The organism is Empedobacter sp. R132-2 (assembly GCF_030324375.1).
GTDB classification, from domain to species: domain Bacteria; phylum Bacteroidota; class Bacteroidia; order Flavobacteriales; family Weeksellaceae; genus Empedobacter; species Empedobacter falsenii_B.
This window is the reverse complement of record NZ_JACAGG010000008.1, coordinates 33,962-60,272: the sequence shown is the minus strand read 5'-3', so window position 1 is coordinate 60,272 and position 26,311 is coordinate 33,962. Positions and strand designations below refer to the sequence as shown.

Here is a 26,311-nt window from a genome sequence, read left to right as displayed (position 1 = left end):
TTTATCGATAAATAATCAAATCATTAATCATAATCTGACAACCTGACATCTAAAATCTATTGGATGTCATTTTTTTTATGTTGGCACAAAGATTGACTATTCTGGTGTAGCATCATTTTTGATGATGTGTAAAAGTTTAAAATAAATCATTAATAATATAAAAAATAACTAAACAATATGAGCAAAATAATCGGAATCGACTTAGGTACAACGAACTCTTGTGTTTCTGTAATGGAAGGTAGTGAGCCAGTTGTAATTCCAAATGCAGAAGGTAAAAGAACTACTCCATCTATCGTAGCATTCGTAGAAGGAGGGGAAATTAAAGTTGGTGATTCAGCAAAACGTCAAGCTGTAACAAACCCAAAGAAAACGATTTATTCTATTAAACGTTTCATGGGAACTAAATTTAATAATGATGCAGATGAAATCGGTCGTGTTCCTTATTCAGTTGTAAAAGGAAACAATGATACGCCAGCAGTTGATATTGATGGACGTAACTATACTCCACAAGAAATCTCAGCAATGATTTTACAAAAAATGAAAAAAACTGCTGAAGATTATTTAGGACAAGAAGTATCAAGAGCGGTAATTACTGTACCAGCTTATTTTAACGATGCTCAACGTCAAGCAACTAAAGAAGCTGGTGAAATTGCAGGTCTTAAAGTAGAACGTATTATCAACGAGCCTACTGCTGCTGCATTAGCTTACGGATTAGACAAAGCAAACTCAGATAAAAAAATCGTTGTTTACGATTTAGGTGGTGGTACTTTTGACGTATCTATCCTAGAATTAGGTGACGGTGTATTCGAAGTGTTATCTACAAACGGTGATACACACTTAGGAGGTGATGATTTTGATGATGCAATCATCAACTGGTTAGCTTCTGAATTCCAAGCGAAAGAAGGTGTAGATTTGAAAAAAGACGCAATGGCTTTACAACGTTTACGTGAAGCTGCTGAAAAAGCTAAAATCGAATTATCTTCTTCTGCTCAAACAGAAATTAATTTACCATACGTTACAGCTAACGAAACAGGACCAAAACACTTAGTAGAAACTTTAACTCGTTCTAAATTTGATCAGTTAACAGAAGATTTAGTACGTCGTTCTATGGAGCCTTGTAAAAAAGCGTTATCTGATGCAGGTTTATCAATCAACGATATCGACGAAGTTATCTTAGTTGGTGGATCTACACGTATGCCAAAAATCCAAGAAGAAGTAGAAAAATTCTTCGGTAAAAAACCATCTAAAGGAGTTAATCCAGACGAGGTTGTTGCAATTGGTGCAGCTATCCAAGGAGGTGTTTTAACAGGTGATGTAAAAGACGTATTATTATTAGACGTTACACCATTATCTTTAGGTATCGAAACTTTAGGAGGAGTATTCACAAAATTAATTGAAGCGAATACAACAATTCCAACTAAAAAATCTGAAGTTTTCTCAACTGCAGTTGACAATCAACCAGCAGTAACATTAAGAATTGGTCAAGGAGAGCGTCCATTATTCAACGATAACAAAGAAATCGGACGTTTTGACTTAGTAGATATTCCACCAGCACAAAGAGGTGTTCCTCAAATCGAAGTAACATTTGATATTGATGCGAATGGTATCTTAAGTGTATCTGCAAAAGATAAAGGAACAGGAAAAGAGCAATCAATCAAAATTGAAGCTTCATCTGGATTATCTGATGCTGATATCGAAAGAATGAAAAAAGAAGCACAAGAAAATGCTGCAAAAGACGAAGAAGCAAAAAACAAAATTGAAAAAGTAAATGCTGCTGACGCGTTAATTTTCCAAACAGAAAAACAATTGACTGAGTACGGAGATAAAATTCCTGCTGACAAAAAACAACCAATTGAAGAAGCTTTAGCTGAGGTTAAATCTGCTCACGCTGCTCAAGACGTTGCTGCAATTGATGCTTCTATGGAAAAATTAAATACAGCTTGGAATGCTGCTTCACAAGAAATTTATGCTGCAATGAACGAAGGTCAAGAAAGTGGTGCACAAGCGCAACCAGGAGCTGATCAAGGTCAAGCAAAAAATGATGGTGTTGAAGACGTAGACTTCGAAGAAGTTAAATAATAGAATTTCATTTATCAATAGGAAAGCCTCGCATTGCGAGGCTTTTTTGTGTTTATTAATATAAATAGTTTATTTTTTAAATCATCTCGGTTTCATACAATACAAAAAATCCACTTAAAATCATTTAAGTGGATTTTTTTAATTCTAAATTTATATTTTACTGATGTTGTTGTGCATCAATTACAGCAATGGTAACCATATTCACAATTTCGCGAACAGTGCTATCCAATTGTAACAAATGAATTGGTTTTTTCATTCCGATCAAAATTGGTCCAACCGCTTCTATATTTCCTAATTCTTGTAATAATTTATACGAAATATTCGCTGATTCAAGATTTGGAAAAACTAATGTATTCGCATGCGTTCCTGCTAATTTAGAAAACGGAAAATTACTTTGTAATTTCTCTTTATTCACTGCAAAATTTGCCTGAATATCACCATCAACTAAAACATCTGGATGATTTTGATGTAGATAATTCACTGCATTCTGAACTTTAGAAACCGTTTCTCCTTTATTTGATCCGAAGTTTGAATAAGACAATAATGCAATCTTTGGTTCAATTTTAAACTTCTTAATTGTTTCGTTAAATTGCAATGTAATGTTAACTAAATCCTCTGAAGTTGGATCTAAATTAACCGTTGTATCACCTAAGAAAACTGGTCCTTTTTCTGTCAACATCATATACATACTCGCAACTTTTTGACCTTGTTCCGCTCCAATTAATTCTAAAGCTGGACGAATCGCTTGCGAATAGTTTTTCGTCATTCCCGAAATCATTGCATCTGCATAACCAAACTCAACCATGCATGAACCAAAATAATTACGATCTCTCAATAATTTTTTTACATCTGATTTAGAAATTCCTTTTCGTTGACGTTTATTGTAGATAAATTCTACAAATTCGTTGTAACGATCGGAATCTTCTTCAGCATTCGTGTCTACAATTTCTACATCTTCCAAATCCAACATATACTCTTTGATCATTTGTTGAATTTTATTTTTCTTTCCTAAAATAATTGGAATAGCGATTTTTTCTTCCTTTACAATTTGCGCTGCACGAAGAATTTCGAAACGATCTCCTTCAGCAAAAACAACACGTTTTGGATTTGATTTTGCCGTTTGTGTCAAATTACGCATAATCGTACTTTCTTTTCCGATTCGCTTAATCAATGACAATTTGTATTCTTCTAAATCTGTAATGATATTTTTAGCAACACCAGTTTCGATCGCCGCTTTTGCAACCGCAGCCGAAACTTCTGGTAACAAACGTGGATCATTAGGTTTTGGAATAATATAATCTTTTCCAAATTTGATCGAATGATTATTGTATGCTTGCGTCACAACTTCAGGAACTGGTTCTTTTGCTAATTCTGCAATTGCTCGAACAGCAGCAATTTTCATTTCCTCATTAATTGTCGTCGAACGAACATCTAACGCTCCTCTAAAAATATACGGAAACCCAAGTACATTATTCACCTGGTTTGGATAATCAGAACGCCCAGTTCCCATAATAATATCTTGACGCGTCGCAACTGCTAAATCGTACGCAATCTCTGGATTTGGATTTGCCATTGCTAACACAATTGGATTTTCTGCCATTGTATTCAACATATCTGCTGATAAAACATCTGCAGCCGATAAACCGATAAAAACATCTGCATCTTTAACAGCATCTGCCAATGTCGAAATATCACGATCTGTTGCCCATTCTGCTTTAGAAGGATCAAGATTATCACGGTCAGAACGGATTACGCCTTTACTGTCTAACATCACGATATTTTCTTTCGTTGCACCAACAGAAATATACATTCCTGTACACGAAATTGCCGCAGCACCAGCTCCGTTTACTACAATTTTAACTTTAGAAATATTTTTTCCTTGTAATTCACATGCATTAATCAACGCTGCACCAGAAATAATAGCTGTTCCGTGTTGATCGTCGTGCATAACTGGGATATTCATTTCAGCTTTCAAACGTTTCTCAATTTCGAAACACTCAGGCGCTTTAATATCCTCTAAATTAATTCCTCCAAAAGTAGGCTCTAAAGCTTTTACCGTATTGATAAATTCATCAACATTTTTTGTATCCAATTCGATATCGAAAACATCAATATCAGCAAAAATTTTGAATAGAAGACCTTTACCTTCCATCACCGGTTTTGAAGCTACCGCACCAATATCTCCCAAGCCTAAAACGGCTGTACCGTTACTAATAACTGCAACCAGATTTCCTTTTGCTGTGTACTTATAAGCATTTTCTGGATCTTTTTCAATCTCTAAACAAGGCTCCGCAACACCTGGTGAATAAGCAAGCGATAAATCACGTTGTGTATTCGTAGGTTTTGTAGGCACTACTGCAATCTTTCCTGGTTGACCCATTGAATGGTAATTCAATGCATCTTTCTTACGATTGTCATTCATTTCTCTGTGGTTTATATTTTTTCAAAATAAATTTAGGTAAAATATATTCAACCCACTTATGACAGATGTTAGATTTTGATATTTTATTAAAATAAATTATCGAGTTATACAATTTTGAAGTTAATAATTATGAGGTTGATAAATTAAAAATTAAATCGAGTGGTAAACATAACTTGAGTTGGTCTCAACTTATAGATAAATCGTTGTTCATAATTGGAAGAAAAACTGTTTTGAGAAAAATATTTTTCATTAAAAAGATTATAAGCAGACAATTCAAAATCTATTTTCTTCTTTTTTAATGAATAACGATACATTAAATCTCCGAAAGTTGAATTTGGATTTAATCTTGAATCATCATTAACATACAAATCAAAATTAAGTTTTATATAATGCTGATCTACAGGAAAAAAATGTAATCCTATTTGGTGGATTTGATTGGTGATTGAACGTGATTCAGATTCCTTTGAAAACTTATTTTTATAATTTGTTAAACCGTATTTATATTCAAAAGTCATCCAACTTAATAATCTGAAAGATGCATCAAAATTAGAAGTTAAAATGGTATTGTGAATTTCGATTAAATCATCATTTAATAATTGATCGTAGGTTCTAAAATTATAACCTCCAGCTAAATTAAATGTTGTCTTAATTTTAGAAAAATATTGACTTATTTTAGCATTAACAGAATGTGTTTTTTGATGATTTTTTAAGTTCAAAGCTTCTAAAACTGTACTTGCATCCGCATTATAGCTGTAATTGTAGATTAAGTTATTTTCTGACCAATTGTACGAATATCCAAAATTGATAAACCTAGATTTTATCGGATTTTTATACTCGAAACGTAAAGAAGAAATCCATTTTTTTACTTCGTTAAAATTTCCGTCATTTTGTTGAATAGAATTGTATCGATACAATATAAATCCTTCGTGCAAACGTGTTAAACTCCCCAAATCATTAGAGAAATTATGCGAGGTTGATACTTTCCAGAATTTTGAAAATTCTAAACCTATATTAAATTTTGGTTCGATGTAAAAACGATTGTATGAAGTTTTATTTCCGAAAGAATTATTCTCTAAATTATACCACTGAAAAGGAATTCCAAAAGAAAAATTAAGTCGATTCTTTCTGTACGAAAAGTTATTTTCTACATACGGATTTAAAGTTGACCAGCGTGTATTGTTAGTAAAAGTAGAATTTATTGGTTGATTATCTGCTAACAAATCACTTTTCATTGTATGATTGGTGTACTTAATTCCAATTTTTGATTGTAGCGTTAAAGCTTTTATTCCTTTTGAAAATTCAGCGAAATTATTTGTCGAAAATTTCTCAAAATTAATTTGTTGAAACACATTTTGATAATCATTTCCGTTGTTTATAAAATCAGTAAAAACTCCAGGAGAAACACTTAAATTCTCGTTATAATTTCTGTATGCAATAACAGAACGCAACGTAATTAATTGTTTACCAACTTTCTTGATTGTATTAAACTGATTGGTAAACTGCCGATTTGGTTGTGTTAATCGTTGTGTAATAAAATTATTATTTTGATTGAGATCTCCTCTCGAACTGTTCCAGTCTCCTTTAAATTCCAAGACATTTTCAAGATAATTTTTAGAACTATTTTGAGATAATGTTGCTTTTAGATTAAGACTTTCTATTTGCAAATAATTTTTTTTGATTTCGTTGAGAAATATATCACCTGTTGGTAAAAAATATTGTGTGTTTGTTTCTCCGAATCGCTTTTGAAAATCGTTGTGATAAGACAAGTTAATTCGTAAATCTAGCTCTTTTTTTAATTTAAAAAGATGATTCCAAGAACCAATATTTATTGCATTATCTAACCAACGTTCGCCATCAAAATTGGGAGTTTGTACACCTGCAATTGATAACCAACTTTCGTTCGAAAATTTTTCAGAGTCATTTAAAAAATCTTCAAGACTTAAGGTTTTTAATTGACGAGAAACATCATTTCCACGATTATTTCCTTGATAAGAACCTATCATTTGTTGCTTTTTTGTGAACAACATTGGTGTAATATTCGCCTGATACAACAATGGTGAAGCGCCAAGACCAACTTCTGCTTTACCAGAATAGGTAATTTTGCTTTTTAATTTGATATTTAATGCGGCTTTAGAGCTATAAACCAAACTGTCTAAAATCTTGATCGGTTGATGATTCTCTAAAATTTGTACTTTATCCACAGCGTCTGCAGAAAGATTTTCGTTTGCTAATGCATATTTTCCGCCCAACAAATCCATTCCTTCGATGTAGTATTTATTGATTGGTTCGCCTTGATACAAGATTCTACCAGAATTTTCGATTTCTATTCCAGGCATTTTTTTGATCACATCTGCTATAGAACGGTCTTTTATATCTTTAAAATTACTGACATCATAGGCAATTGTGTCGCCTTTTTTGCGAATTGGAGATTCTTTTAATTTAACTTCTTTTAACTCGATAGCTTTTTCTTGTAAAGTGAAATCAAAGTTTGTAGACGATTCATTTACCAAATCTGAAGTAAAAGCATAATTCATCGCACGAACCTTAATTTCATAGGTTTCGTGCGATGGATTATCTATTTTGATAGAATATTTACCGTCCGATTTTGTAATAAAATACGCCAAGGTTTCTTCCGAAGTACTTGGAGAAATGGTAACGTTAGCACCAGATATAGGTTTTCCTTCCTCATTTTTTACAACACCAGAAATGGTAAGTTGTGCAAAAATAAAGTGAAAAAATAAAGCAAATAATAGTGTTAATTGGGCTTTCAAAAATTAATATGATTACTTTTTTCTAAAAAAACATTTTCGCTTTTTAATTTATTATCTATCTTTTTTTCCATTTCAGCTGGTGAAATATTAGAGCTTGTTATATTAAGACTTTTTAAGTTTTGTATAATTTCAACTCCCCTATTTTCATATATTTTTTTGTAATCCTCTAAATTCACTTTTTTTGATTTTGTAAAATCTTTTGTTAAATCAGGTTTTGTATTATTTTGATTAATCTCAATTGCAGAAAAATGGAAATAATTATTGTCATCATAGATTTCTAAAATAAGCCCTGGTAATCCTCCAAATTTGTATGGACCAACACTGTTTGGTATTTCTTCTGTGTACCAAGCTGTCCATTTTCGCCCTAAATATGTTGTTGTTGCTTTTTTTATAATTAAATCCAGCTGAGTTTTTTGCTCATTTTCTATTTTCCAATTTATTTCCTCAATAGGCTGATTTAATAGGTAAATATTTCTATTTACTTTACTTAATATTTTATTTGTTCCATTATTTCTTATTATAGTATGATTAATGATTGGGGATGGGTATTTTTCTTTTATAGCAGCTATATTTAGTGTGTTATTTGTTATAAATTCTTGAGTATTTTTAGCATTTAATCCTTGAAGATAATTATCGTAGTTTACCTTTTTTGGACTTATATAAATTGTACTATCTTTTGCAATATACAAATCCATTTCTTCATATTTTACTTCTTTTTTTACAGAATCAGTTACAAATTTCACGTCATATACAACTTTATATGTTTGTGCTTGAATAAAAAAAGAGGATAAAATAAATAATATGAATATTTTTTTCATAACTCTATTTATAAAGTATAGCATTAACTAAGTTTAATGCTATACCTCTTATTATTTAATTACAATAAACTTCCATTTCTTCATAAAGTTCTACAGCAAAATCTATAACATCTCCTAAAGGACCACAATCTTCATATACAAATCCAATTCCACATCTTTCAACAGATACATCCCAGCATTCTACTGAAGTTACATCTTGTTTATCTTCAGTTTCTGTTTCATTTGCCATTGCAAAAGTTCCGATAAGTGCAAAAGCACTTGCTAATAACATTTTCTTCATTTTTTAAGTAATTTAGTTTTTTAATAATCAATCATAGTTTGCAACCTACAATTGCCTCTGTACTCTTCCCTTTGTTAGGTACATTCAAAAATAATAATAATAATAATACACAAATCTTTTTGCAACTTAAGTATATAAAAACAAATAATTTAATATTTGGTTTATTCTAATTCAATAGGGTTATAAGGCATTCCACCAAAATTGGTTATAGGTTTCTTATTTTCGTCAAGTGCAACTCCTTTTAACCTTTCAGCTGCATTTTCATGATAATCTTTTTCAGCTTTATAGAATTCTGTTTTCTTAACTTTTATAGGTGTTTTTTCACCTTGTGCTAAATAGATTTGTTTAGGATTTTGGTTGCTAGCGTTTGCTGTAAAATGATAATGTTCTTTATCATCATAAATCTCTAAAATAAGACCAGGCAAACCATAAAATTTATACGGACCAGCATTCATTGGGATTTCGTCAGTGTACCAAGCCGTCCATTTTCTACCACCGTAGTTTACAGTCGCTTTTTTTGCAGTATAATTCAAGATTTGTTTGGTGTCATTCAGTAGTTTCCAATCTAATTTTGGTAACGTTTCTTTATAAAAAAATGAATCGTGATAAATTTTATCTGCAAAAGTCAATTGATCTTTTTCTTTATCGATAATAATTTGATATCTAAAGGCAGATTTGAAACGTTGAGCCATACTAATATTAATATCATTTGCATTAACTGTTCCCAAATGACTATGTTTTTCGTCTATAGAATCTGATCCAATTCTATTGTAATCGACGAATTTATTGTAACGTTTACCAATTTGTAGAAGTGCTAAACCAGCTTTCGCTTTTTCCGGGTTTTTTATATTACGAACAACTTTGTAATCGTAAGTTATATTGTAATCAGATAACTCGAAATTTGTTTGGGAGTAATTAGAAGAATTGAATGTCGCGTCAGTTTTTATTTGTGGCTGTGCATATACAATGCAACCAATAAAAATGATAAAATAGTATAGTAATTTCATTATAAGGTTGTTAATTATGATGAAATTACTATAAATATTTTTATTCTACAAATATAGTATTAATTTATTTTTAAATTATTTACCACGTCAACCAACTTTTTAGTTAAGTTTTTACGGTTGAATTGTTGAACTTCGTCTTCGTTTGTTTCAAATTTTTGAAGAGGATTTCTTAACCATTGGTTATAAATAGAAAGGATGAAAGATTTTATTTCAGTAACATCTTGATGGCTAAAATAATCGCCAGCTTTCGTTTTATGCAGTATTTTTTGAACATCAGCCTCAGCTGGTCCAATTGCTAAAATAGGATTTCCAGTCGCCATATATTCAAATAACTTTCCAGGAATAATTCCTTTAGATGCAACATTATCAAAGTTGGTCAAAATCAAAACATTTGCTGTATTAATAGCGTTCAATGACTCTTGATGTGAAACGTAACCATGTGCAACCAAGTTTTTCTCTAAACCTGCATCAATCACTGTTTGTTTGACGTCATCAGCTAAAGAACCATAAAAATTAAGTTTTAAATCTTCTTTGAATGATTGATTTTCGGAAGTTAATTCAGCTAAAGCTTTCCACAATGCAACAGGATTTCGAAGCATTTCCAAACCTCCAGAATACGTCAAATGAAAGTGATTTTGATCTTTTTCTGTTTGTTGTTTTACTTCTTCAAAACCATTTGTAATTACTTCTACATGTTTTGCACCAATCTTCTTGAAATTTTCTCCATCAGCATAACTTGTTGCTAAAACAACATCTGCTTTTTGCATTACTTCACGCTCTAAATCTTCGTGTTTTTTTGCAGCCCAAAAAGTTAATTTCAATTCTTTGTGATAACTAATTTGAGTCCATGGATCACGAAAATCTGCCAACCATTTGAGATTTGGTAATTGTTTTTTCAATTTCAAACCGATTAAATGTAAGCTATGAGGCGGACCAGAAGTTACAATCGTATCTATATTTTCTTTCTGTAAAAAGTCTTTTAAATATTCTGCAGAAGGATTTACCCAAAACTTGCGCGCATCTGGAATAAAGAAATTTCCACGCACAAAAACTGACAATCTCGACATGAAAGATTGATTTTCTTTCTTTTCGAAATGTCCACCTTTATAAGCTTTATTCTTTGGATTCAGTTTTTCTGCTAACTGATAAGGTTCCCAAATTTTATTCTTGATGATTTTAACTTTTGGATTAATGTCCTTGGCTAAAGTTTCATCGAGAATTGGATAAGAAGGATTTTCTGGAATATAAACATAGGTTTCATATCCAAATTCAGGAAGATATTTTGTGAATTTCAACCATCTTTGAACACCAGGACCTCCCGCAGGAGGCCAGTAATAGGTGATGATTAATATTTTTTTCATTCCAAAATTAAGCCTTTTCAGCGACTAAGTTTAAATTCTCTTTTATAGAACATTTTTTATATCCCAAATAAATACCTCCAGCCACAACGATTAAAAGTAAAATATTCGAAACTATCACAATCATATTTCCAGTAGAAATAACTTGTGGTTTAAATTCCATCACGATTGTATGATTTCCTTTTTGTACAGGAACTGCACGCAAAACATAATTCGCTTTTTCGATCGGAACTTCTTTTCCATCAACCGTTGCAATCCAACCGTGCGGATAATAAACTTCTGAGAAAACAGCAATTTGATCTGTATTAGAAGAAGATTTATACGTCATCTTCATTAGTGAATAATCAACCAATTCAATTTTCGCATTAGTATCTGCCGAAACATTCATGTTTTTATTCTCAACCAAATCTTTACGTAAAATTACCGTGTTATTAATTGGAGTAGAATTTATCGCTAAAATTTCATCATTTGCATTTTCTGTCCATTTGATATTTGAGGCTAACCAAACACTTCCCAAAGCTGTAGGATTTTGCTGTACTTGCGGCTCCGTTGGACTTCCATGAATAATGTATTTCGTATTCATCATATTCAATACATTAATCAAACCTGTTTCATCTTTGATTCCATATTTTTTCAATTGCGGATCTTGAGAAAAATAGATATCCACAACATCTTGGTATTTTCCTAATTTCGCCGCATGATAACCACCAATTGAAGGAACAAAATATGAAGTTCCAGCTTCATTAAATGTACTCAAAACCGTATTGTACACACGGAAATGTGATTTATCTTGTTTTGAAATATTTAATAATAAATTATTCAATGGAACTTTGTAAGCAATTTGCGCTACATTATTGTTGTTCTCTGCTTCAGTTTGTAAACGAGGCGACATTTCAGTTGGGAAAGGATTATCAACAATGTATTTAGATACAAAATTATCTTCGTTCAAATATCTTTTATTCACCGTAAATCCGTCAATAAAAGCCAATGCACCAATCGCTAAAATGACGATAATTGGTTTTTTGATAAACTTGAATAAATAAGCCAACAACAAAGCCATTGTGAACAAAACAAAAATCAATGTGCGAACTGTATCCGCTTTAAACATAGAAATTCTATCTTGAATTAATGCTTCATCTAATCGTTTTATTAATCCATCCCAAAGTCCGATTGCATTTGGATTTGCTTGCTGAATTTGTCCGATTAATTGTTCAGTCATTAATTTTTCATTCTCTGATGTAAATGGAAAAATCATTCCACCGAATAAGAAGAAAATAATTAGAATTCCGACTGTAGAACCACCAGCTATATAAAGTACTTTCTTTTTGAATTCATCTGATTCGTCAGAATTAAAGAAATAATATAAAGTCAAAATTGCTAAGAAAGGCATTGTAAATTCGGCAATTACCAAGATTGATGATACAGCGCGGAACTTATCATACATCGGGAAATAATCAATGAATAAGTTGGTAACGAATGGTAAATTTTTACCCCAAGCCAAAATGAAACTTAGAATCGTTGCTCCAACTAACCATTTTTTATAGGTCGCGTATTTTCCACGTACCATAAACATTCCGATAATAAACAAGAAAACGACTACAGCTCCCTGATATGCAGGTCCGGAAGTTCCTGGCTGATCTCCCCAATATGCACTTCTCGGTTGACTTGCCACAGCTTGAAAAACTTGCTGATTGAACTCGTCTTCACCAAGGCTATATTGAGTATTTTGTAATTCTGATGTATAATTCTTTAAATCTTCTGGATTCGTTTGCGAACCACCACCCATCAAATTTGGAATAAAAAGATTTAATGTTTCTAATTTTCCATAACTCCATTGTGTGATATAATCGTGATCTAATCCGTTCGAATTCTTTTTCAACAAGGTCATCTCAGATTTTCCACGAGTTGTTTCTTTACTGTATTCGTAAGTTGACAATAATCGATTTGCATTCAATCCTGCTGCAATAATTAAAGCGACAACTACTAATGCAGATGATTTTAAGAAATCTGGTAATTCTTTTTTCTTTAAACTATCAATAAATTGAACAATTGCAAAAACCAACATCGCTAAAAACAAATAGAACGTCATTTGAATGTGATTGGCTTGTAATTGCAATCCCATAAACAAGGTTGTAAGTACAAAACCTGCAATGTATTTTTTACGATACAATAAAAGAATTCCGGCAACAAAAGGCGCGAAATAACCAATTGTATGGAGCTTTCCGTTATGCCCTGCTGCAATCAGCTCAAAATAATACGAACTAAAAGCAAAGAAAATTGCACCAACTAAAGCATATTGCCATTTTTTGAAAAGCGTTAAGCCAAGAATAAAAAATCCTGTAAATAACAAGAAAATATAATCTGCTGGACGTGGTAAAAATCTGAAAACACCATCTATCGTTTTGATAATATCAAAATCATATTTTGCTCCAGTTTGATAGGTTGGCATTCCACCAAACATCGCATCAGACCAATAGACATTTTCTCCTGTTTTGTCTTGATACGTCAACATTTCTTGCGCACTACCCCTGTAGTTGATAATATCAGGTTGAATAACAGATTTTCCCGATAAAACTGGTGAACAATACACCAATGCAATCACTGCAAAAAGCAGCAATGAGATAAGAACGTAGAGTAAATTCTTTTTATTTTTCATCCTTTTTTTCTTCGATTATTTCGTAATCCACCGTTTCGGCGTCTATATTATATTTCGGTTTGTCGAAAGATGTGTTTGGTTTCGATTCGTTGTACGAATCATTTGAGTTTTGGTTCTGATTATAAGCATTTCTTTGCTGATTAATTGCTTCTTGAAAAACTTTTTTCACTGCAAATACTTTTCTTAAAAATCTAAAAATAGTTAAGAAAATAATACTTAAAATTATAATCCAAATAATTGTTTTCATTTTAGTTAACTGTTGTGACAGTTGTAACCGACTCAGTCATCGTTTGTTTTTGACCTTGCGCTTCTACTGTACGTTTTAATGTTTCCTTTTTCGTTAAATTAACTTTGTTGATCCAACCAGATTTAGTGTCCAACAAAATTTTTCCATCTACATTCGCACTACTATTCGCAGACATTGTAACACCTTGTTGCGACTCATTACCTTTCAAACTTTGCGTTCCATTTACAGTAATTGTCGTATTTGCAGGCTCAACACTTGCTAAAGTTCTTTTCATCGAAATATTTCCTTTCATTGGACCTTGATCAATTTTTTGACTATCGCTCCAAGATTCTTTAAGCGCTAAAGTTTTGTTAGGGAAAATATTCATCGTTTCTTCAAATTGAGAAGAAATTGCTTGTTTGTTTAATGAATTGTCGATAATCTGTGTAAAGAATTTAAACTCTTCTGCTGAAACTTGTTTCTTCACAGAGTTAAGAATTGAAGTTTTGATTCCTTCTAATCCATCAACGCTTACAACTTTTCCTTTCTGATCAACTTTCATTGTATACGTTTTTCCTGTCATAGCTTTGTAAATCGACCAAGAAACCGCAATATCTTTGTTCGCTGGTTTTGCAGCATTTGTGTCATACGAAATTGATTTTCCCGAAGGATCTGTCATTTTCTCGCTATATTGTTTAGATTTCACTTCTAATGTATACACACCATCTTTGAAATCTTTTACCGTATAATCAATTTGTTTTTTACTTTCACTTGACATTTTTTGAGATTGTTTCCCGTCCGAAGCCGTGTGAGTTGTTTTAATTCCCAACGTCATTGGATAAGTCTTTCCTATCTCCAAATTGTATTTGTATGCATATTTGTCATCTGCACCTTTTGTTATTGCAACAACTTCTGTTTCAGCAGGCGTTTCAGCGATTTTCAAAGAATCTGTTGTTTCTATTTTGGCAACTGTATCACCTTTTTCGTTCACAATTAATTCTTTTCCATCTTTATCTTTTCCTACGACTTTATCATCTTTTTTACATGAAACAACTGCCATTGCGACAGCCATCATGAATAGTAATTTTTTCATATCAATTTTATGTTTGATAATTGGTTTATTGCCAAAATCAATCCAAAAATAAGGATTTTAGTTGATTTTTTAACATTAAGATTTTAAAACAATCATATCTAGAAAATTAGATGATTGAAAAGAATTTATTGTCAATCTAGAAAATTATAAAGTATTACAAATTGTCATAATTAATAAATACAAAAAAAGCCTCCCAATTTGGGAGGCTTTTTACTATATAATCGAATAGATTATGCTTCTTCTGTACTTTCAGTTTCAGCAGCTGGTGCAGCTTCTTCTGTTTTAGTACTTTTTTTACTACGACGTGTAGTTGCTTTTTTCTCTACTTTCGCGTTAGTGTAGATATCATTGAAATCTACTAACTCGATCATTGCAGTATCAGCACCGTCACCTAAACGGAATCCAGTTTTGATGATACGAGTGTATCCTCCTGGGCGATTTGCAATTTTAGGAGCTACAGTTCTGAATAATTCAGTTACAGCTTCTTTATCTTGTAAGTATGAAAATACAACGCGACGGTTGTTAGTATCGTCTGTTTTAGACTTTGTCAATAAAGGCTCAACATATGTTTGTAATGCTTTAGCCTTTGCTACTGTTGTGTTAATTCTCTTGTGAGTAATCAACGCTATAGCTAAATTAGATAATAAAGCTCTTCTATGAGAGGCAGTTCTACCTAAATGGTTAAATTTTTTTCCGTGTCTCATTTTTTAATAAAATTATTCTACGTCTAACTTATATTTTACGATGTCCATTCCAAAGTTAAGACCTTTGCTGTCCACCAATTCTTCTAACTCTGTAAGAGATTTCTTACCAAAGTTTCTGAATTTCATTAAGTCAGACTTAGCGAAAGAAACTAATTCGCCTAATGTTTCAACTTCAGCTGCTTTTAAACAATTTAATGCTCTTACTGATAAATCCATATCTACCAATTTTGTTTTCAATAATTGGCGCATATGTAATGCTTCTTCATCATAAGTTTCACCAGATGCAACTTCTTCCGCTTCTAATGTTATTCTCTCATCTGAGAATAACATAAAGTGGTGAATTAAGATTTTAGCTGCTTCAGTTAAAGCATCTTGAGGTGTTATAGAACCATCTGTTGTAATTTCAAAAACTAATTTTTCGTAGTCAGTTTTTTGTTCTACACGATAGTTTTCAATTGCGTATTTTACATTCTTAATTGGAGTGTAAATTGAGTCAATTGCTATAGTACCGATTGGCGCAGAAGCCTTTTTATTCTCATCAGCTGGTACGTATCCTCTACCTTTTTCGATTGTAAATGTAATTGTTACGTTTACTTTAGCGTCTAAGTTAGCGATAACTAATTCAGGGTTTAAAACTTGGAATCCAGAAATAAATTTCCCTAAATCACCTGCTGTTAATTGATCTTGCCCTGAGATAGTAGCAGTTACAGTTTCAGCATCTGATTCATCAATTTGTTTCTTAAAACGAACCTTTTTCAGATTTAAAATGATCTCTGTAACATCTTCCACTACTCCTGGAATAGTTGAAAATTCGTGCTCAACTCCTTCAATTTTGATTGAAGTGATCGCATATCCTTCTAATGAAGAAAGTAACACTCTACGTAGAGCATTTCCAACTGTAATCCCGTATCCTGGCTCTAATGGACGGAACTCAAATTGTCCGAATTTAGAGTCAGACTCTACTAAGATTACTTTGTCAGGTTTGATGAAATTTAAAATAGTCATTTTATTAGTCTGATTTTAAGGTTTATTTAGAATATAACTCGACGATTAATTGCTCTTTAATATCTTCTGGAATTTGAACTCTTTCTGGAGCTTTTGTGAAAGTTCCTGATTTTTGTTCGTCGTTCCAAATTAACCAATCGTACTCGCTACGTGCGTGTAAAGAGTTTGTGATTGCAGCTAAAGATTTAGATTTTTCTCTAACAGCGATTACATCACCAGCTTTTAATTGGTAAGAAGGGATGTTCACGATTTCTCCGTTTACAGTTACGTGTTTGTGAGATACTAATTGACGTGCAGCACTACGTGAGTTTGCGATACCTAAACGGTAAACTACGTTATCTAAACGAGATTCACATAATTGTAATAATACTTCACCTGTAATTCCTTTAGAAGCATTTGCTTTTTTGTATAAGTTAGCAAATTGACGCTCTAAAATACCGTAAGTATATTTTGCTTTTTGTTTTTCAGTTAACTGAATAGCGTATTCTGATTTTTTAGCTCTTCTTTTGTTAGGTCCGTGTTGCCCTGGAGGATATTTCTTTTTCTCAAAAGATTTATCGTCACCGAAAATTGGTTGTCCAAATTTTCTTGCAATTTTAGTTTTTGGTCCTGTATATCTTGCCATGATTTGTTACTATTAAATATATTAAATAATTAAATTGAGAAAAATGATTATACTCTTCTCTTTTTAGGTGGACGACATCCATTGTGTGGTAATGGAGTAACATCAACGATTTCAGAAACCTCGATACCACCGTTATGAATTGTTCTAATAGCAGATTCACGACCTTGACCTGGTCCTTTCACGAATACTTTTACTCTTCTTAATCCTGCTTCGTATGCAACTGTTGTTGCATCTTGAGCAGCTACTTGAGCAGCGTAAGGAGTGTTCTTTTTAGATCCACGGAATCCCATTTTACCTGCTGAAGACCAAGAGATAACTTCACCGTTTTTGTTTGTTAAAGTAACGATAACATTGTTAAACGATGCTTGAATATGAGCTTGTCCAGTAGCTTCAATAACTACTTTTCTTTTCTTTACTACTTTCTGATTTTTTGCCATGATCCTATTTATTATTTAGTGGCTTTTTTCTTGTTAGCAACTGTTTTCTTTTTACCTTTTCTTGTACGTGAGTTATTTTTTGTTCTTTGACCACGTAATGGTAAACCTAATCTGTGACGAATACCTCTTTGACATCCGATATCCATTAAACGTTTAATGTTTAATTGGATTTCTGATCTTAATTCACCTTCTACTTTGAAAGTTTCATTGATCGATGCACGGATTGCGTTGATTTCTTCATCAGTCCATTCGCTAACTTTTGTATCTTCTGAAATATTATTTTCAGCTAAGATTTTAGAAGCACTGCTTCTTCCGATCCCGTAAATGTATGTAAGTCCGATTACCCCTCTTTTGTTTTTAGGTAAATCTACACCTGAAATTCTTGCCATAATTCTAAATAATTAACCTTGTCTTTGTTTAAACTTAGGATTCTTTTTGTTGATCACATACAAACGTCCTTTACGACGCACAATTTTACAGTCAGCACTTCTCTTTTTAATGGATGCTCTAATTTTCATCTTTGTAAATTTATTTATAATCCGATAGAGTTAACGTATCTACATTAACTCTATCACCAGTCGTTATTATTTCTTTTAGTATCTGTAAGATATTCTACCTTTCGTTAAATCGTAAGGAGACATCTCTATTTTAACTCTATCACCTGGTAATAATTTGATATAGTGCATACGCATTTTACCAGATATGTTACATGTTACAACATGTCCATTTTCTAATTCGACACGGAACATTGCATTTGATAATGCTTCTGTAATCGTACCGTCTTGTTCAATATGTTTTTGTTTAGCCATAAATCTTTTTAATAAAATCTTATTAGATATCTCTTGAAGTTCTACCTGAAGACATTAAACCATCGTAACGGTGATTTAATAAATATGTATTAATTTGTTGTACAGTATCTAAGATAACTCCCACCATAATTAACATTGATGTACCTCCAAAGAACATTGCTAAGCTCTGTTCTACACCTAATAATTTTACAATCGCTGGCAAAACAGCAAGCAAAGTTAGTAAAATTGCTCCAGGTAACGTAATTTTTGATAAAATTTCGTCTAAAAAATTTGCAGTTTCTTTTCCAGGACGGATTCCAGGGATGATTCCTCCGTTACGTTTAAGATCTTCTGCCATTTGGTTTACTGGGATTGTGATTGCAGTATAGAAATATGTGAAGATAATAATTAGTAATCCGAAGATCAAATTGTATTCCCACGTAAATGGATCTGCCATTTTCGCGAAGAATGCTTTTACTGGACTTCCTTCGTCTAAGAAATAGTTTGCCAATGTTCCTGGTAAAAACATAATTGCTTGTGCGAAGATAATAGGCATTACACCTGCTGCATTTACTTTAAGTGGAATATATGAACGTACAGAGTCTGTAACTGATCTCATATATGAACTACTTGAAGTTTGCGCTCTTCTTACATATTGTACTGGTACTTTACGCACCGCTGCAACAATCATAATACACATTGCAATAACTAGGATTAACCCTAACATTTCTATCAAGAAGAAAATACCGTTTGAAGGGTCAACTTCAAATGCATTAAATATTGCTTTTGGTAAGTCGGCTAGGATACCAACCATAATTAAGATTGAAATACCGTTACCTATACCTTTGTCAGTAATTTTTTCTCCCATCCACATGGCAAAGATTGTCCCTGTAATCAAAATGATTGTTGAAGGGAACCAGAACCAAAAGTTGGTTGGAGGAATTACATAGATAGCATATGATGAAGTTGGATCGTAAGGTAAAATTTGAGAAGTTACTAATGTAAGGTATGCTGGTGCTTGCACCAAACAAATCCCGATTGTTAACCATCTCGTAATTTGGTTTACTTTGTTACGTCCGCTTTCTCCTTCTTTTTGTAGTTTTTGGATGTAAGGTACTGCTAATCCCATCAATTGTATAACAATCGAAGCAGAGATATAAGGCATAATTCCTAACGCAAATACGGAAGCTCTCTTAAAAGAACCTCCGGTAAAAGAGTTTAATAATCCTAAAATTCCTGAATTTGCATTTTCTTGGTCTGCAACAAAACGATTAACCTCGTTAATATCGACACCTGGAAGTGGAATATGAGAACCGAATCTATAAACCAACAATAGAAGGATAGTTACAAGTAACTTATCCTTCAATTCTTTTATGCTCCAGATATTTTTTATGGTCTGTATAAACCCTTTCATCTATAAAATATATTCTTAAGCGTTAACTAATTCTACTTTACCTCCTGCATTCACAATAGCTTCTTGAGCTGTTTGAGTGAATTTATCAGCAGTAACATTAACAGTTGCTTTTAACTCTCCACGACCTAAAATTTTCACTAAGTCATTTTTGTGAGCTAATCCTAACTGAACTAATGTTTCTTTATTTAAAGTATCTGTAATTTTGTTGTTATCAACTAATTGTTGAATTGTATCTAAATTGATTCCTGTGTACTCAACTCTGTTGATGTTTTTGAAACCAAATTTAGGTAAACGTCTTTGTAAAGGCATTTGTCCACCTTCGAAACCGATTTTTCTTGAATAACCAGAACGAGATTTAGCACCTTTGTGTCCACGACCTGCTGTCAAACCGTTTCCACTACCTTCACCTCTACCTTTACGGAATTTATTTTGTACTGAACCAGCAGCTGGTTTTAAATTACTTAAATTCATTTTTAATAATTTTTAAAAGGTTAAAAGCGATTAAGCTCTTTCTACTACTACTAAGTGTGAGATTTTACGGATCATTCCTTCAATTTGAGGAGTTGATTCGTGCTCAACAACTTGATTCAACTTTTTTAAACCTAAAGCAACTAATGTAGCTTTTTGAGATTTATCACGGTTGATTGCACTACGTGTTTGTTTTACTCTTACTTTGCTCATTTTACTTTTTTTTAACCGTTGAATACTTTAGTTACAGAAATACCTCTTTGACGAGCAATAGTCTCTACAGAACGTAAGCTTAATAAAGCGCGGAATGTAGCTTTTACTGCGTTATGAGGGTTAGAAGAACCTTTTGATTTTGATAATACATCATGTACACCAACTGATTCTAATACCGCACGTACTGTACCACCTGCAATTACCCCTGTACCTTTAGATGCTGGACGGATGAATACTTGCGCACCACCGAAACGAGCTTCTTGTTCGTGAGGAATTGTGTTGTTAAATAACGGGATACGTACTAAGTTTTTCTTAGCGTCTTCGATAGCTTTAGCGATTGCAGAAGCTACGTCTTTAGATTTCCCTAATCCGTAACCTACTACTCCGTTTCCGTCACCTACTACTACGATTGCAGAGAAACCAAATGCTCTACCTCCTTTTGTTACTTTAGTAACACGTTGTACTCCAACTAAACGATCTTTTAAATCTAAACCTGTTGGTTTTACTCTTTCTACGTTTTTAAATCCTAACATAATTTCTTTCTCTTTTTTAGAATTTTAATCCACCTTCTCTAGCACCATCTGCTAAAGCTTTGATTCTACCATGATATACGAAACCGTTACGATCAAAAACTACAGTTTCAATTCCTTTTGCAATAGCTTTAGCAGCTAATGCTTTACCAACTGATACAGAAACTTCAGATTTTGTACCTTCTACAGCAACACCTTTTTCACGAGATGATGCAGAAGCTAAAGTTACTCCATTGTTATCGTCAATAATTTGAGCGTAAATTTCTTTGTTAGAACGGTAAACTGATAAACGAGGTTTAGTTTCTGTTCCAAAAATATTTCGACGCACGCGTCTTTTTATTTTTTGTCTTTTTTCTACTTTAGATAATGCCATTTTTCAATGATTTTTATGCAGATTTACCTGCTTTTCTTCTAATAATTTCTCCTACGAATTTAATTCCTTTTCCTTTGTAAGGCTCTGGCTTACGGTAAGAACGAATTTTCGCTACAATCATTCCTAATAATTGATTATCATGAGATGATAATGTAATAATAGGATTTTTACCTTTTTCTGTTAAAGTTTCAACTTTAATTTCAACAGGTAATTCAATAACGATATTGTGAGAGAAACCTAATGACAAATCTAATTTTTGTCCGTTGTTAGATGCTCTATAACCAACACCAACTAATTCTAATTGTTTTTTAAAACCTTCTGTTACACCAGTAATCATGTTATTGATTAATGAACGGTATAAACCATGTAAAGCTTTGTTATCTTTAGAATCGTTTGGACGAACTACAGTTAAAACTCCGTCTTCGATTGTTAAATCAAATCCTTCTTTTAACTCTCTTGTCATTGTAATGTTGTTACCTTTTACAGTAACTACGTTATCTTTAAATTCAACAGTTGCTGCTGCAGGGATGTTGATATGTGCGTGTCCTATTCTTGACATAATTTCTTAATTTTTTAAAAGATTAATAAACAAAACATAAAACTTCACCACCTACATTCTCTTGACGAGCTTGTTTATCTGTCATCACACCTTTAGAAGTTGAGATGATAGCAACACCTAAACCGTTTAATACACGAGGTAATTCTTTAGATCCTGCGTATTGACGTAAACCTGGAGTTGAAGCTCTTTTGATTTTACGGATAGCTGGCTCTTTAGTAACTTTGTCGTACTTTAAAGCGATTTTAATTGTTCCTTGAGGTTGATCTTGTCCTTCGAATTTGTAGTTCAAGATGTAACCTTGTTCAAATAAGATCTTAGTGATCTCTTTTTTAATTTTAGATGCAGGAATTTCCACTACTTTGTGTCCTGCCATCATTGCATTTCTAACGCGAGTTAGAAAATCTGAAATTGGATCTGTATACATAAATAATTCTATAGTATAGCGCGTAAGCACTACTTTTAAAATTAAACTTTTACCAAAATGCACTATGCATTTGGGTTGCAAATATATTGCATATTTTTTAATTACAAACTATTAATCTAAATAATTTATTTTTAATCGTTTTATAACTAGGGATTAAGACAAAACATGAAACTCAATCTTTATATTTATTTATCTTTTTAATCGATCTCAACAATTAATTCTTGATGTAATCTTCTATTTTTATTCTTAAAAAATAGCTGAAAGTCAAAACAATTTATATAAATTTGATTTGGCTTTAGGGGTATTCTGAAAAGAATTGAGAGAGTCCCTTTGAACCTGATACGGTTAACACCGACGTAGGGAAAAGCAATATCTATGCAATTATTTAATATTTGCAACGCTTTATTTTCAAAGAAAATCCTCTTTAGCCATTAATTGTTTCATCTAAAAAATTATCAATTAATGGAAAATCTAATTATTCAAAATTTACATGCTGTCCGGACAAAAAATCCGCTTGTTCACAACATCACCAATTTTGTGGTGATGAACAATACTGCAAATGCTCTTTTGGCAATTGGAGCATCGCCTGTTATGATACATGCACACAAAGAAGTGGAAAATATCGTCAAAATCTCAAATGCATTAGTCATCAATATCGGAACTCTTGATGATTATTGGGCAGAAAGCATGCTAATTGCAGCAAAAAAAGCAGATCAACTGAATAAACCTTGGGTATTAGACCCTGTTGGAGCTGGAATTTCAACTTTCAGAAATGAACTTATAAAAGAACTGCTTCGCTATCATCCTACTGTCATAAGAGGAAATGCTTCAGAAATTTTAGCTTTAGATACCTTCGAAGCTGTTCAGGGAAAAGGAGTCGACAGTACACATCAAAGTAATCAAGCGATAAAAGCAGCACACAATTTAAACCAGAAAATTGGATCTGTTGTTTGCATTTCAGGTGCTTCAGATTTTATTGTATCCAACAATCCGATAATTGAAATTAAAAATGGTCATGAATTGATGACTAAAGTTACTGGTTTAGGTTGTTCAGCAACAGCTAGCATCGGTGCTTTTATTGGCCTTAATAAAAATCCTTTCCTCGAAACGGTTAGCGGCATGGCCATATTTAGTTTAGCAGGTGAATTGGCACAGAAAAAAAGTAATGGCCCAGGAACCTTACAAATGAATTTGTATGACACGTTATACCATATATCTGCAGAAGAAATTCAAACAAATTTGAAAATCTCAGTTTATGAAGATTAATCCAACTTTTCCTTATCCTTTGTATTTAGTCATTTCTGAAAAAGATTGTACGCATCTTCATTGGTTAGATGTTGCAGAGCAAGCAATTATAGGTGGGGTTGATATCATTCAGCTTCGGGAAAAAAATTGCACTGTCAGCGAGTATATTTCAAAAGCTACAATATTAAAAAAAATTACGGACCACTACAATATCCCTTTGATTATTAACGATTCATTAGAAGTCGCAACCGCTGTTAATCCTTGGGGAATACATGTCGGGCAGTCAGATATATTACCTTCTGAAATTCACAAAAATGCACAAGCTCTAAAAAATATTGGTTGGTCTTTAGAAATTATCAAACAGTTGAATGATGATGAAATGAAATATGTACATCATTTAGGGGTAAGTCCAATATTTTCGACTCCAACAAAAACCAATACGATTACTGAATGGGGTTTTGAAGGATTAAAATTTTTGAAAACTAAAACATCAAAACCATTGATTGCAATTGGCGGAATTAATGAAAGTAATATTGCTAAAATCATACAAGCCGGTGCAGATAGTGTTGCAATTGTTTCTGCAATTTGCGGAAGCAAAAATCCAAAAAAATCTGCCCAAATTTTAAAACAAATTATTAACGAAAATGAATACCATCCAAAAAGCATATAGTGTCTTAACAATTGCCGGATTTGACGGAAGCGGTGGCGCTGGCATACAAGCTGATACCAAAACAATTTCCGCTCATGGCTGTTATGCAACAAATGTATTGACAGCCTTGCCTGTTCAAAATACACAAGGCGTACAAAATATTTACGAAATTCCTGCACAAGCAATTCGTGAACAAATTCAATCCATATTAGAGGATATTTATCCTGATGCAATAAAAATTGGAATGGTTCATAGTGTTGAATTGGTTCATATCATTTCAGAGGAATTAAAAAATTACAATAGACCGATTGTTTATGACCCTGTCATGGTTGCGACAAGTGGACATCGGTTAATCAAAGAAGAAACACTTGAAGCTTGCATAGAAAAGCTTTTTCCTTTGGCCACGCTTATCACGCCAAATCTTGATGAAGCAAGTATTTTGGTAAATCATAAAATTGATTCTGCTGAATTGATGCTTTCTTATGGAGAAACGATTTTAAATTTAGGTTGTCAGAATCTTTTATTAAAAGGCGGACATCTTCAGCAAGAAAAAATTATCAGTTATTTATTTCAAAAAGAACAACCTGTACAAAGTTATACCTCTCAAAAAATAGAGACAAAAAATACGCATGGTTCAGGCTGCACACTATCTTCTGCAATTGCGTGTAATTTAGCTTTGGGGGTTTCACTCACACAAAGTGTACAACTAGCACAAGAATATGTTGAACAAGCAATATTAGGAAGTAAAGACCTAACAATTGGAAAAGGAAATGGACCTCTTAATCATTTATTTAATCCACAAAAATTAAAAACCTATGACATTCACAACTAAAGCTTGGGAAACCATCGCGCCTATTTACAATGATATTCTAAATATGCCTTTTATAATTGAATTGCAAAATGGGTCATTACCAATAGAGAAATTTCAGTTTTACATGTTACAAGATGCAAAATATTTGGAACATTTTGGGCGAGTATTAGCTGCCATTGGATCAAAATCTGAAGACAATCAACAAGCCATTGACTTTTTCGAATTCGGAAAAAATGCATTAATTGTTGAACGTGCTTTACACGAATCCTATTTTGAGGATTTTGGATTATCGCAAAACATCATCATCGAAACACAACCTGTTTGTCACCATTATTCACATTTCTTAAAAAGTACAGCTGCATTCGAACCTATTGAAATTGCATTAGCTGCTGTTTTGCCTTGCTTTTGGATTTATAAAGAAGTTGGTGATGAAATCATCAAAAATCAAACAAAAGAAAATAATCCATATCAAAAATGGATTGAGACCTATAGTGGAGATGAATTTGGTGAAGGTGTAAAAAAAGCGAAAAGTTATGTTGATAAGATTGCAGAAGGAGCAACTGAAAAAATAAAAGAACAAATGCTAGAAGCTTTTGTCAAAGCAAGCGAATTAGAATTTCAGTTTTGGAATGCATCTTATGAAAATATCACATGGGAAAGAAAATAAATGCCATCTTTTTTGATTTTGATGGGGTAATCGTAAATAGTCAACAATTATGGGAGCTGATGTTTGATGAAGTCATTAAAATATATCGGTTGGATACGATATGTTTGGTAGAAAATGACGGAATGAATTTCACAACAAATGAAGCAATCCAATTGATGTTAGAAAATCAGCAACGCTTTACAAATCATTTGTACGAGGAAATAATCGATTGGACAGAAAAATTTTATGTCGAAAACTTTCATCAGTTTGTACAATTAAATGACCACGTTGCTGAGATGTTGGAACATTTAAAAGCCAATCAAATTCAAATTGTTCTTGTTTCCAATTCCTCTAGAAGACAAATTAAGTATGCTTTTCAACAATTAAAACTTCATTCCTATTTTGATCACACTATTTCAGCAGATGATGTTTCAAAAGGCAAACCAAATGCAGAACCTTATTTAAAAGCTTTATCATTATGCGAAAAGCAAAAGGAAGAAGTTTTAGTTATCGAAGATTCACTCACCGGAATTAATTCAGCAAAAGATGCTGGTTTAAATTATAAAATTTACAACAATTCAGATTTTTGTCTTCAGCCAAATTACATAGCTGATTTTAGGGAATTGATCAAAGAAATATAAACCTTACAAAAACAAAAAAATCCTTACTCAATAAAGAGTAAGGATTTAATATTTCTAAAGCTATTGGTA

At 32.4% G+C, this 26,311-nt stretch carries 29 protein-coding genes and 1 riboswitch; of the genes, 6 read left to right on the top strand and 23 right to left on the bottom strand.

Annotated elements, in window-relative coordinates:
• Positions 1-177 precede the first annotated feature (177 nt).
• The gene (dnaK, locus tag HXZ69_RS06200; protein ID WP_114999032.1) at positions 178-2,079 is read left to right on the top strand and encodes a molecular chaperone DnaK; all 1,902 of its coding nucleotides are present in this window, start codon (positions 178-180) and stop codon (positions 2,077-2,079) included.
• A 157-nt stretch (positions 2,080-2,236) separates the two neighbouring features.
• Here dnaK and HXZ69_RS06195 read toward each other — a convergent pair whose 3' ends face one another.
• The 23 genes from HXZ69_RS06195 to rpsH all read right to left on the bottom strand — a co-directional run bounded on the left by HXZ69_RS06195 (position 2,237) and on the right by rpsH (position 22,250).
• Positions 2,237-4,501: an NADP-dependent malic enzyme gene (locus HXZ69_RS06195; protein ID WP_286495363.1), complete on the bottom strand. Its 2,265-nt coding sequence runs from the start codon at positions 4,499-4,501 to the stop codon at positions 2,237-2,239.
• Positions 4,502-4,644: 143 nt separating this feature from the next.
• A complete protein-coding gene (locus HXZ69_RS06190; protein ID WP_286495362.1) occupies positions 4,645-7,272 on the bottom strand; it encodes a carboxypeptidase regulatory-like domain-containing protein in 2,628 nt (875 codons plus the stop codon).
• Positions 7,269-8,090: a GLPGLI family protein gene (locus tag HXZ69_RS06185; RefSeq protein WP_185144170.1), complete on the bottom strand. Its 822-nt coding sequence runs from the start codon at positions 8,088-8,090 to the stop codon at positions 7,269-7,271. The genes HXZ69_RS06190 and HXZ69_RS06185 overlap by 4 nt, the downstream gene beginning before the upstream one ends.
• A 55-nt stretch (positions 8,091-8,145) precedes the next feature.
• Complete coding sequence (locus HXZ69_RS06180; protein WP_286495361.1) at positions 8,146-8,370, bottom strand: hypothetical protein; 225 nt, start codon at positions 8,368-8,370, stop codon at positions 8,146-8,148.
• A 161-nt stretch (positions 8,371-8,531) separates the two neighbouring features.
• Positions 8,532-9,377, bottom strand: a complete 846-nt coding sequence (locus HXZ69_RS06175) for a GLPGLI family protein (RefSeq protein ID WP_286474889.1) — start codon at positions 9,375-9,377, stop codon at positions 8,532-8,534.
• A gap of 59 nt (positions 9,378-9,436) precedes the next feature.
• Complete coding sequence (locus HXZ69_RS06170) at positions 9,437-10,738, bottom strand: glycosyltransferase family protein (protein ID WP_286495360.1); 1,302 nt, start codon at positions 10,736-10,738, stop codon at positions 9,437-9,439.
• Positions 10,739-10,745: 7 nt separating this feature from the next.
• Entirely contained in the window at positions 10,746-13,391 is a 2,646-nt protein-coding gene (locus HXZ69_RS06165; protein ID WP_286495359.1) for a YfhO family protein, read from the bottom strand.
• Positions 13,381-13,638 (bottom strand): hypothetical protein, encoded by a 258-nt coding sequence (locus HXZ69_RS06160; RefSeq protein WP_286495358.1) that lies wholly within the window; start codon positions 13,636-13,638, stop codon positions 13,381-13,383. Before HXZ69_RS06160 ends, HXZ69_RS06165 begins: the two co-directional genes overlap by 11 nt.
• 1 nt (position 13,639) lies before the next feature.
• Positions 13,640-14,710 carry a DUF6263 family protein gene (locus HXZ69_RS06155; RefSeq protein WP_286495357.1) on the bottom strand — a complete coding sequence of 357 codons (1,071 nt, stop codon included), beginning with the start codon at positions 14,708-14,710 and terminating at the stop codon, positions 13,640-13,642.
• A 230-nt stretch (positions 14,711-14,940) separates the two neighbouring features.
• Positions 14,941-15,414 carry a 50S ribosomal protein L17 gene (gene rplQ / locus HXZ69_RS06150; protein ID WP_038335555.1) on the bottom strand — a complete coding sequence of 158 codons (474 nt, stop codon included), beginning with the start codon at positions 15,412-15,414 and terminating at the stop codon, positions 14,941-14,943.
• Between the two features lie 12 nt (positions 15,415-15,426).
• Entirely contained in the window at positions 15,427-16,419 is a 993-nt protein-coding gene (locus HXZ69_RS06145; RefSeq protein WP_038335552.1) for a DNA-directed RNA polymerase subunit alpha, read from the bottom strand.
• Positions 16,420-16,441: 22 nt separating this feature from the next.
• On the bottom strand, positions 16,442-17,044 hold the full coding sequence (rpsD, locus tag HXZ69_RS06140; protein WP_038335550.1) for a 30S ribosomal protein S4: 603 nt from the start codon (positions 17,042-17,044) through the stop codon (positions 16,442-16,444).
• Positions 17,045-17,091: 47 nt separating this feature from the next.
• Positions 17,092-17,481, bottom strand: coding sequence for a 30S ribosomal protein S11 (gene rpsK / locus HXZ69_RS06135; protein ID WP_019974178.1), 390 nt, complete (start codon positions 17,479-17,481; stop codon positions 17,092-17,094).
• Positions 17,482-17,492: 11 nt separating this feature from the next.
• On the bottom strand, positions 17,493-17,870 hold the full coding sequence (gene rpsM / locus HXZ69_RS06130) for a 30S ribosomal protein S13 (RefSeq protein ID WP_038335547.1): 378 nt from the start codon (positions 17,868-17,870) through the stop codon (positions 17,493-17,495).
• Between the two features lie 12 nt (positions 17,871-17,882).
• Positions 17,883-17,999, bottom strand: coding sequence for a type B 50S ribosomal protein L36 (gene ykgO / locus HXZ69_RS06125; protein ID WP_013598490.1), 117 nt, complete (start codon positions 17,997-17,999; stop codon positions 17,883-17,885).
• A gap of 75 nt (positions 18,000-18,074) precedes the next feature.
• Positions 18,075-18,290, bottom strand: a complete 216-nt coding sequence (gene infA, locus HXZ69_RS06120) for a translation initiation factor IF-1 (RefSeq protein ID WP_019974180.1) — start codon at positions 18,288-18,290, stop codon at positions 18,075-18,077.
• A 22-nt stretch (positions 18,291-18,312) separates the two neighbouring features.
• Positions 18,313-19,683, bottom strand: a complete 1,371-nt coding sequence (secY, locus tag HXZ69_RS06115) for a preprotein translocase subunit SecY (protein ID WP_038335544.1) — start codon at positions 19,681-19,683, stop codon at positions 18,313-18,315.
• A 15-nt stretch (positions 19,684-19,698) separates the two neighbouring features.
• Positions 19,699-20,154 carry a 50S ribosomal protein L15 gene (rplO, locus tag HXZ69_RS06110; protein ID WP_114999016.1) on the bottom strand — a complete coding sequence of 152 codons (456 nt, stop codon included), beginning with the start codon at positions 20,152-20,154 and terminating at the stop codon, positions 19,699-19,701.
• 30 nt (positions 20,155-20,184) lie between these two features.
• A complete protein-coding gene (gene rpmD / locus HXZ69_RS06105; RefSeq protein ID WP_038335538.1) occupies positions 20,185-20,364 on the bottom strand; it encodes a 50S ribosomal protein L30 in 180 nt (59 codons plus the stop codon).
• An 11-nt stretch (positions 20,365-20,375) separates the two neighbouring features.
• Complete coding sequence (gene rpsE, locus HXZ69_RS06100; RefSeq protein WP_114999014.1) at positions 20,376-20,897, bottom strand: 30S ribosomal protein S5; 522 nt, start codon at positions 20,895-20,897, stop codon at positions 20,376-20,378.
• A gap of 16 nt (positions 20,898-20,913) precedes the next feature.
• On the bottom strand, positions 20,914-21,267 hold the full coding sequence (gene rplR / locus HXZ69_RS06095) for a 50S ribosomal protein L18 (RefSeq protein ID WP_114999013.1): 354 nt from the start codon (positions 21,265-21,267) through the stop codon (positions 20,914-20,916).
• A 13-nt stretch (positions 21,268-21,280) separates the two neighbouring features.
• The gene (gene rplF, locus HXZ69_RS06090; RefSeq protein WP_219034155.1) at positions 21,281-21,826 is read right to left on the bottom strand and encodes a 50S ribosomal protein L6; all 546 of its coding nucleotides are present in this window, start codon (positions 21,824-21,826) and stop codon (positions 21,281-21,283) included.
• A gap of 22 nt (positions 21,827-21,848) precedes the next feature.
• On the bottom strand, positions 21,849-22,250 hold the full coding sequence (gene rpsH / locus HXZ69_RS06085) for a 30S ribosomal protein S8 (protein ID WP_019974187.1): 402 nt from the start codon (positions 22,248-22,250) through the stop codon (positions 21,849-21,851).
• Positions 22,251-22,537: 287 nt separating this feature from the next.
• Positions 22,538-22,630: riboswitch (TPP riboswitch) on the top strand.
• Positions 22,631-22,712: 82 nt separating this feature from the next.
• Here rpsH and thiM point away from each other — a divergent pair.
• The 5 genes from thiM to HXZ69_RS06060 are packed head-to-tail and all read left to right on the top strand — an operon-like array spanning position 22,713 to position 26,242.
• Complete coding sequence (thiM, locus tag HXZ69_RS06080; RefSeq protein ID WP_221853935.1) at positions 22,713-23,516, top strand: hydroxyethylthiazole kinase; 804 nt, start codon at positions 22,713-22,715, stop codon at positions 23,514-23,516.
• Complete coding sequence (gene thiE / locus HXZ69_RS06075) at positions 23,506-24,165, top strand: thiamine phosphate synthase (protein WP_038335526.1); 660 nt, start codon at positions 23,506-23,508, stop codon at positions 24,163-24,165. Before thiM ends, thiE begins: the two co-directional genes overlap by 11 nt.
• Complete coding sequence (gene thiD, locus HXZ69_RS06070) at positions 24,140-24,976, top strand: bifunctional hydroxymethylpyrimidine kinase/phosphomethylpyrimidine kinase (RefSeq protein WP_038335524.1); 837 nt, start codon at positions 24,140-24,142, stop codon at positions 24,974-24,976. Before thiE ends, thiD begins: the two co-directional genes overlap by 26 nt.
• Positions 24,960-25,622 (top strand): thiaminase II, encoded by a 663-nt coding sequence (gene tenA / locus HXZ69_RS06065; RefSeq protein ID WP_038335522.1) that lies wholly within the window; start codon positions 24,960-24,962, stop codon positions 25,620-25,622. Before thiD ends, tenA begins: the two co-directional genes overlap by 17 nt.
• Positions 25,607-26,242, top strand: coding sequence for an HAD family hydrolase (locus HXZ69_RS06060; RefSeq protein ID WP_125349695.1), 636 nt, complete (start codon positions 25,607-25,609; stop codon positions 26,240-26,242). The genes tenA and HXZ69_RS06060 overlap by 16 nt, the downstream gene beginning before the upstream one ends.
• The last annotated feature ends 69 nt before the right edge of the window (positions 26,243-26,311 follow it).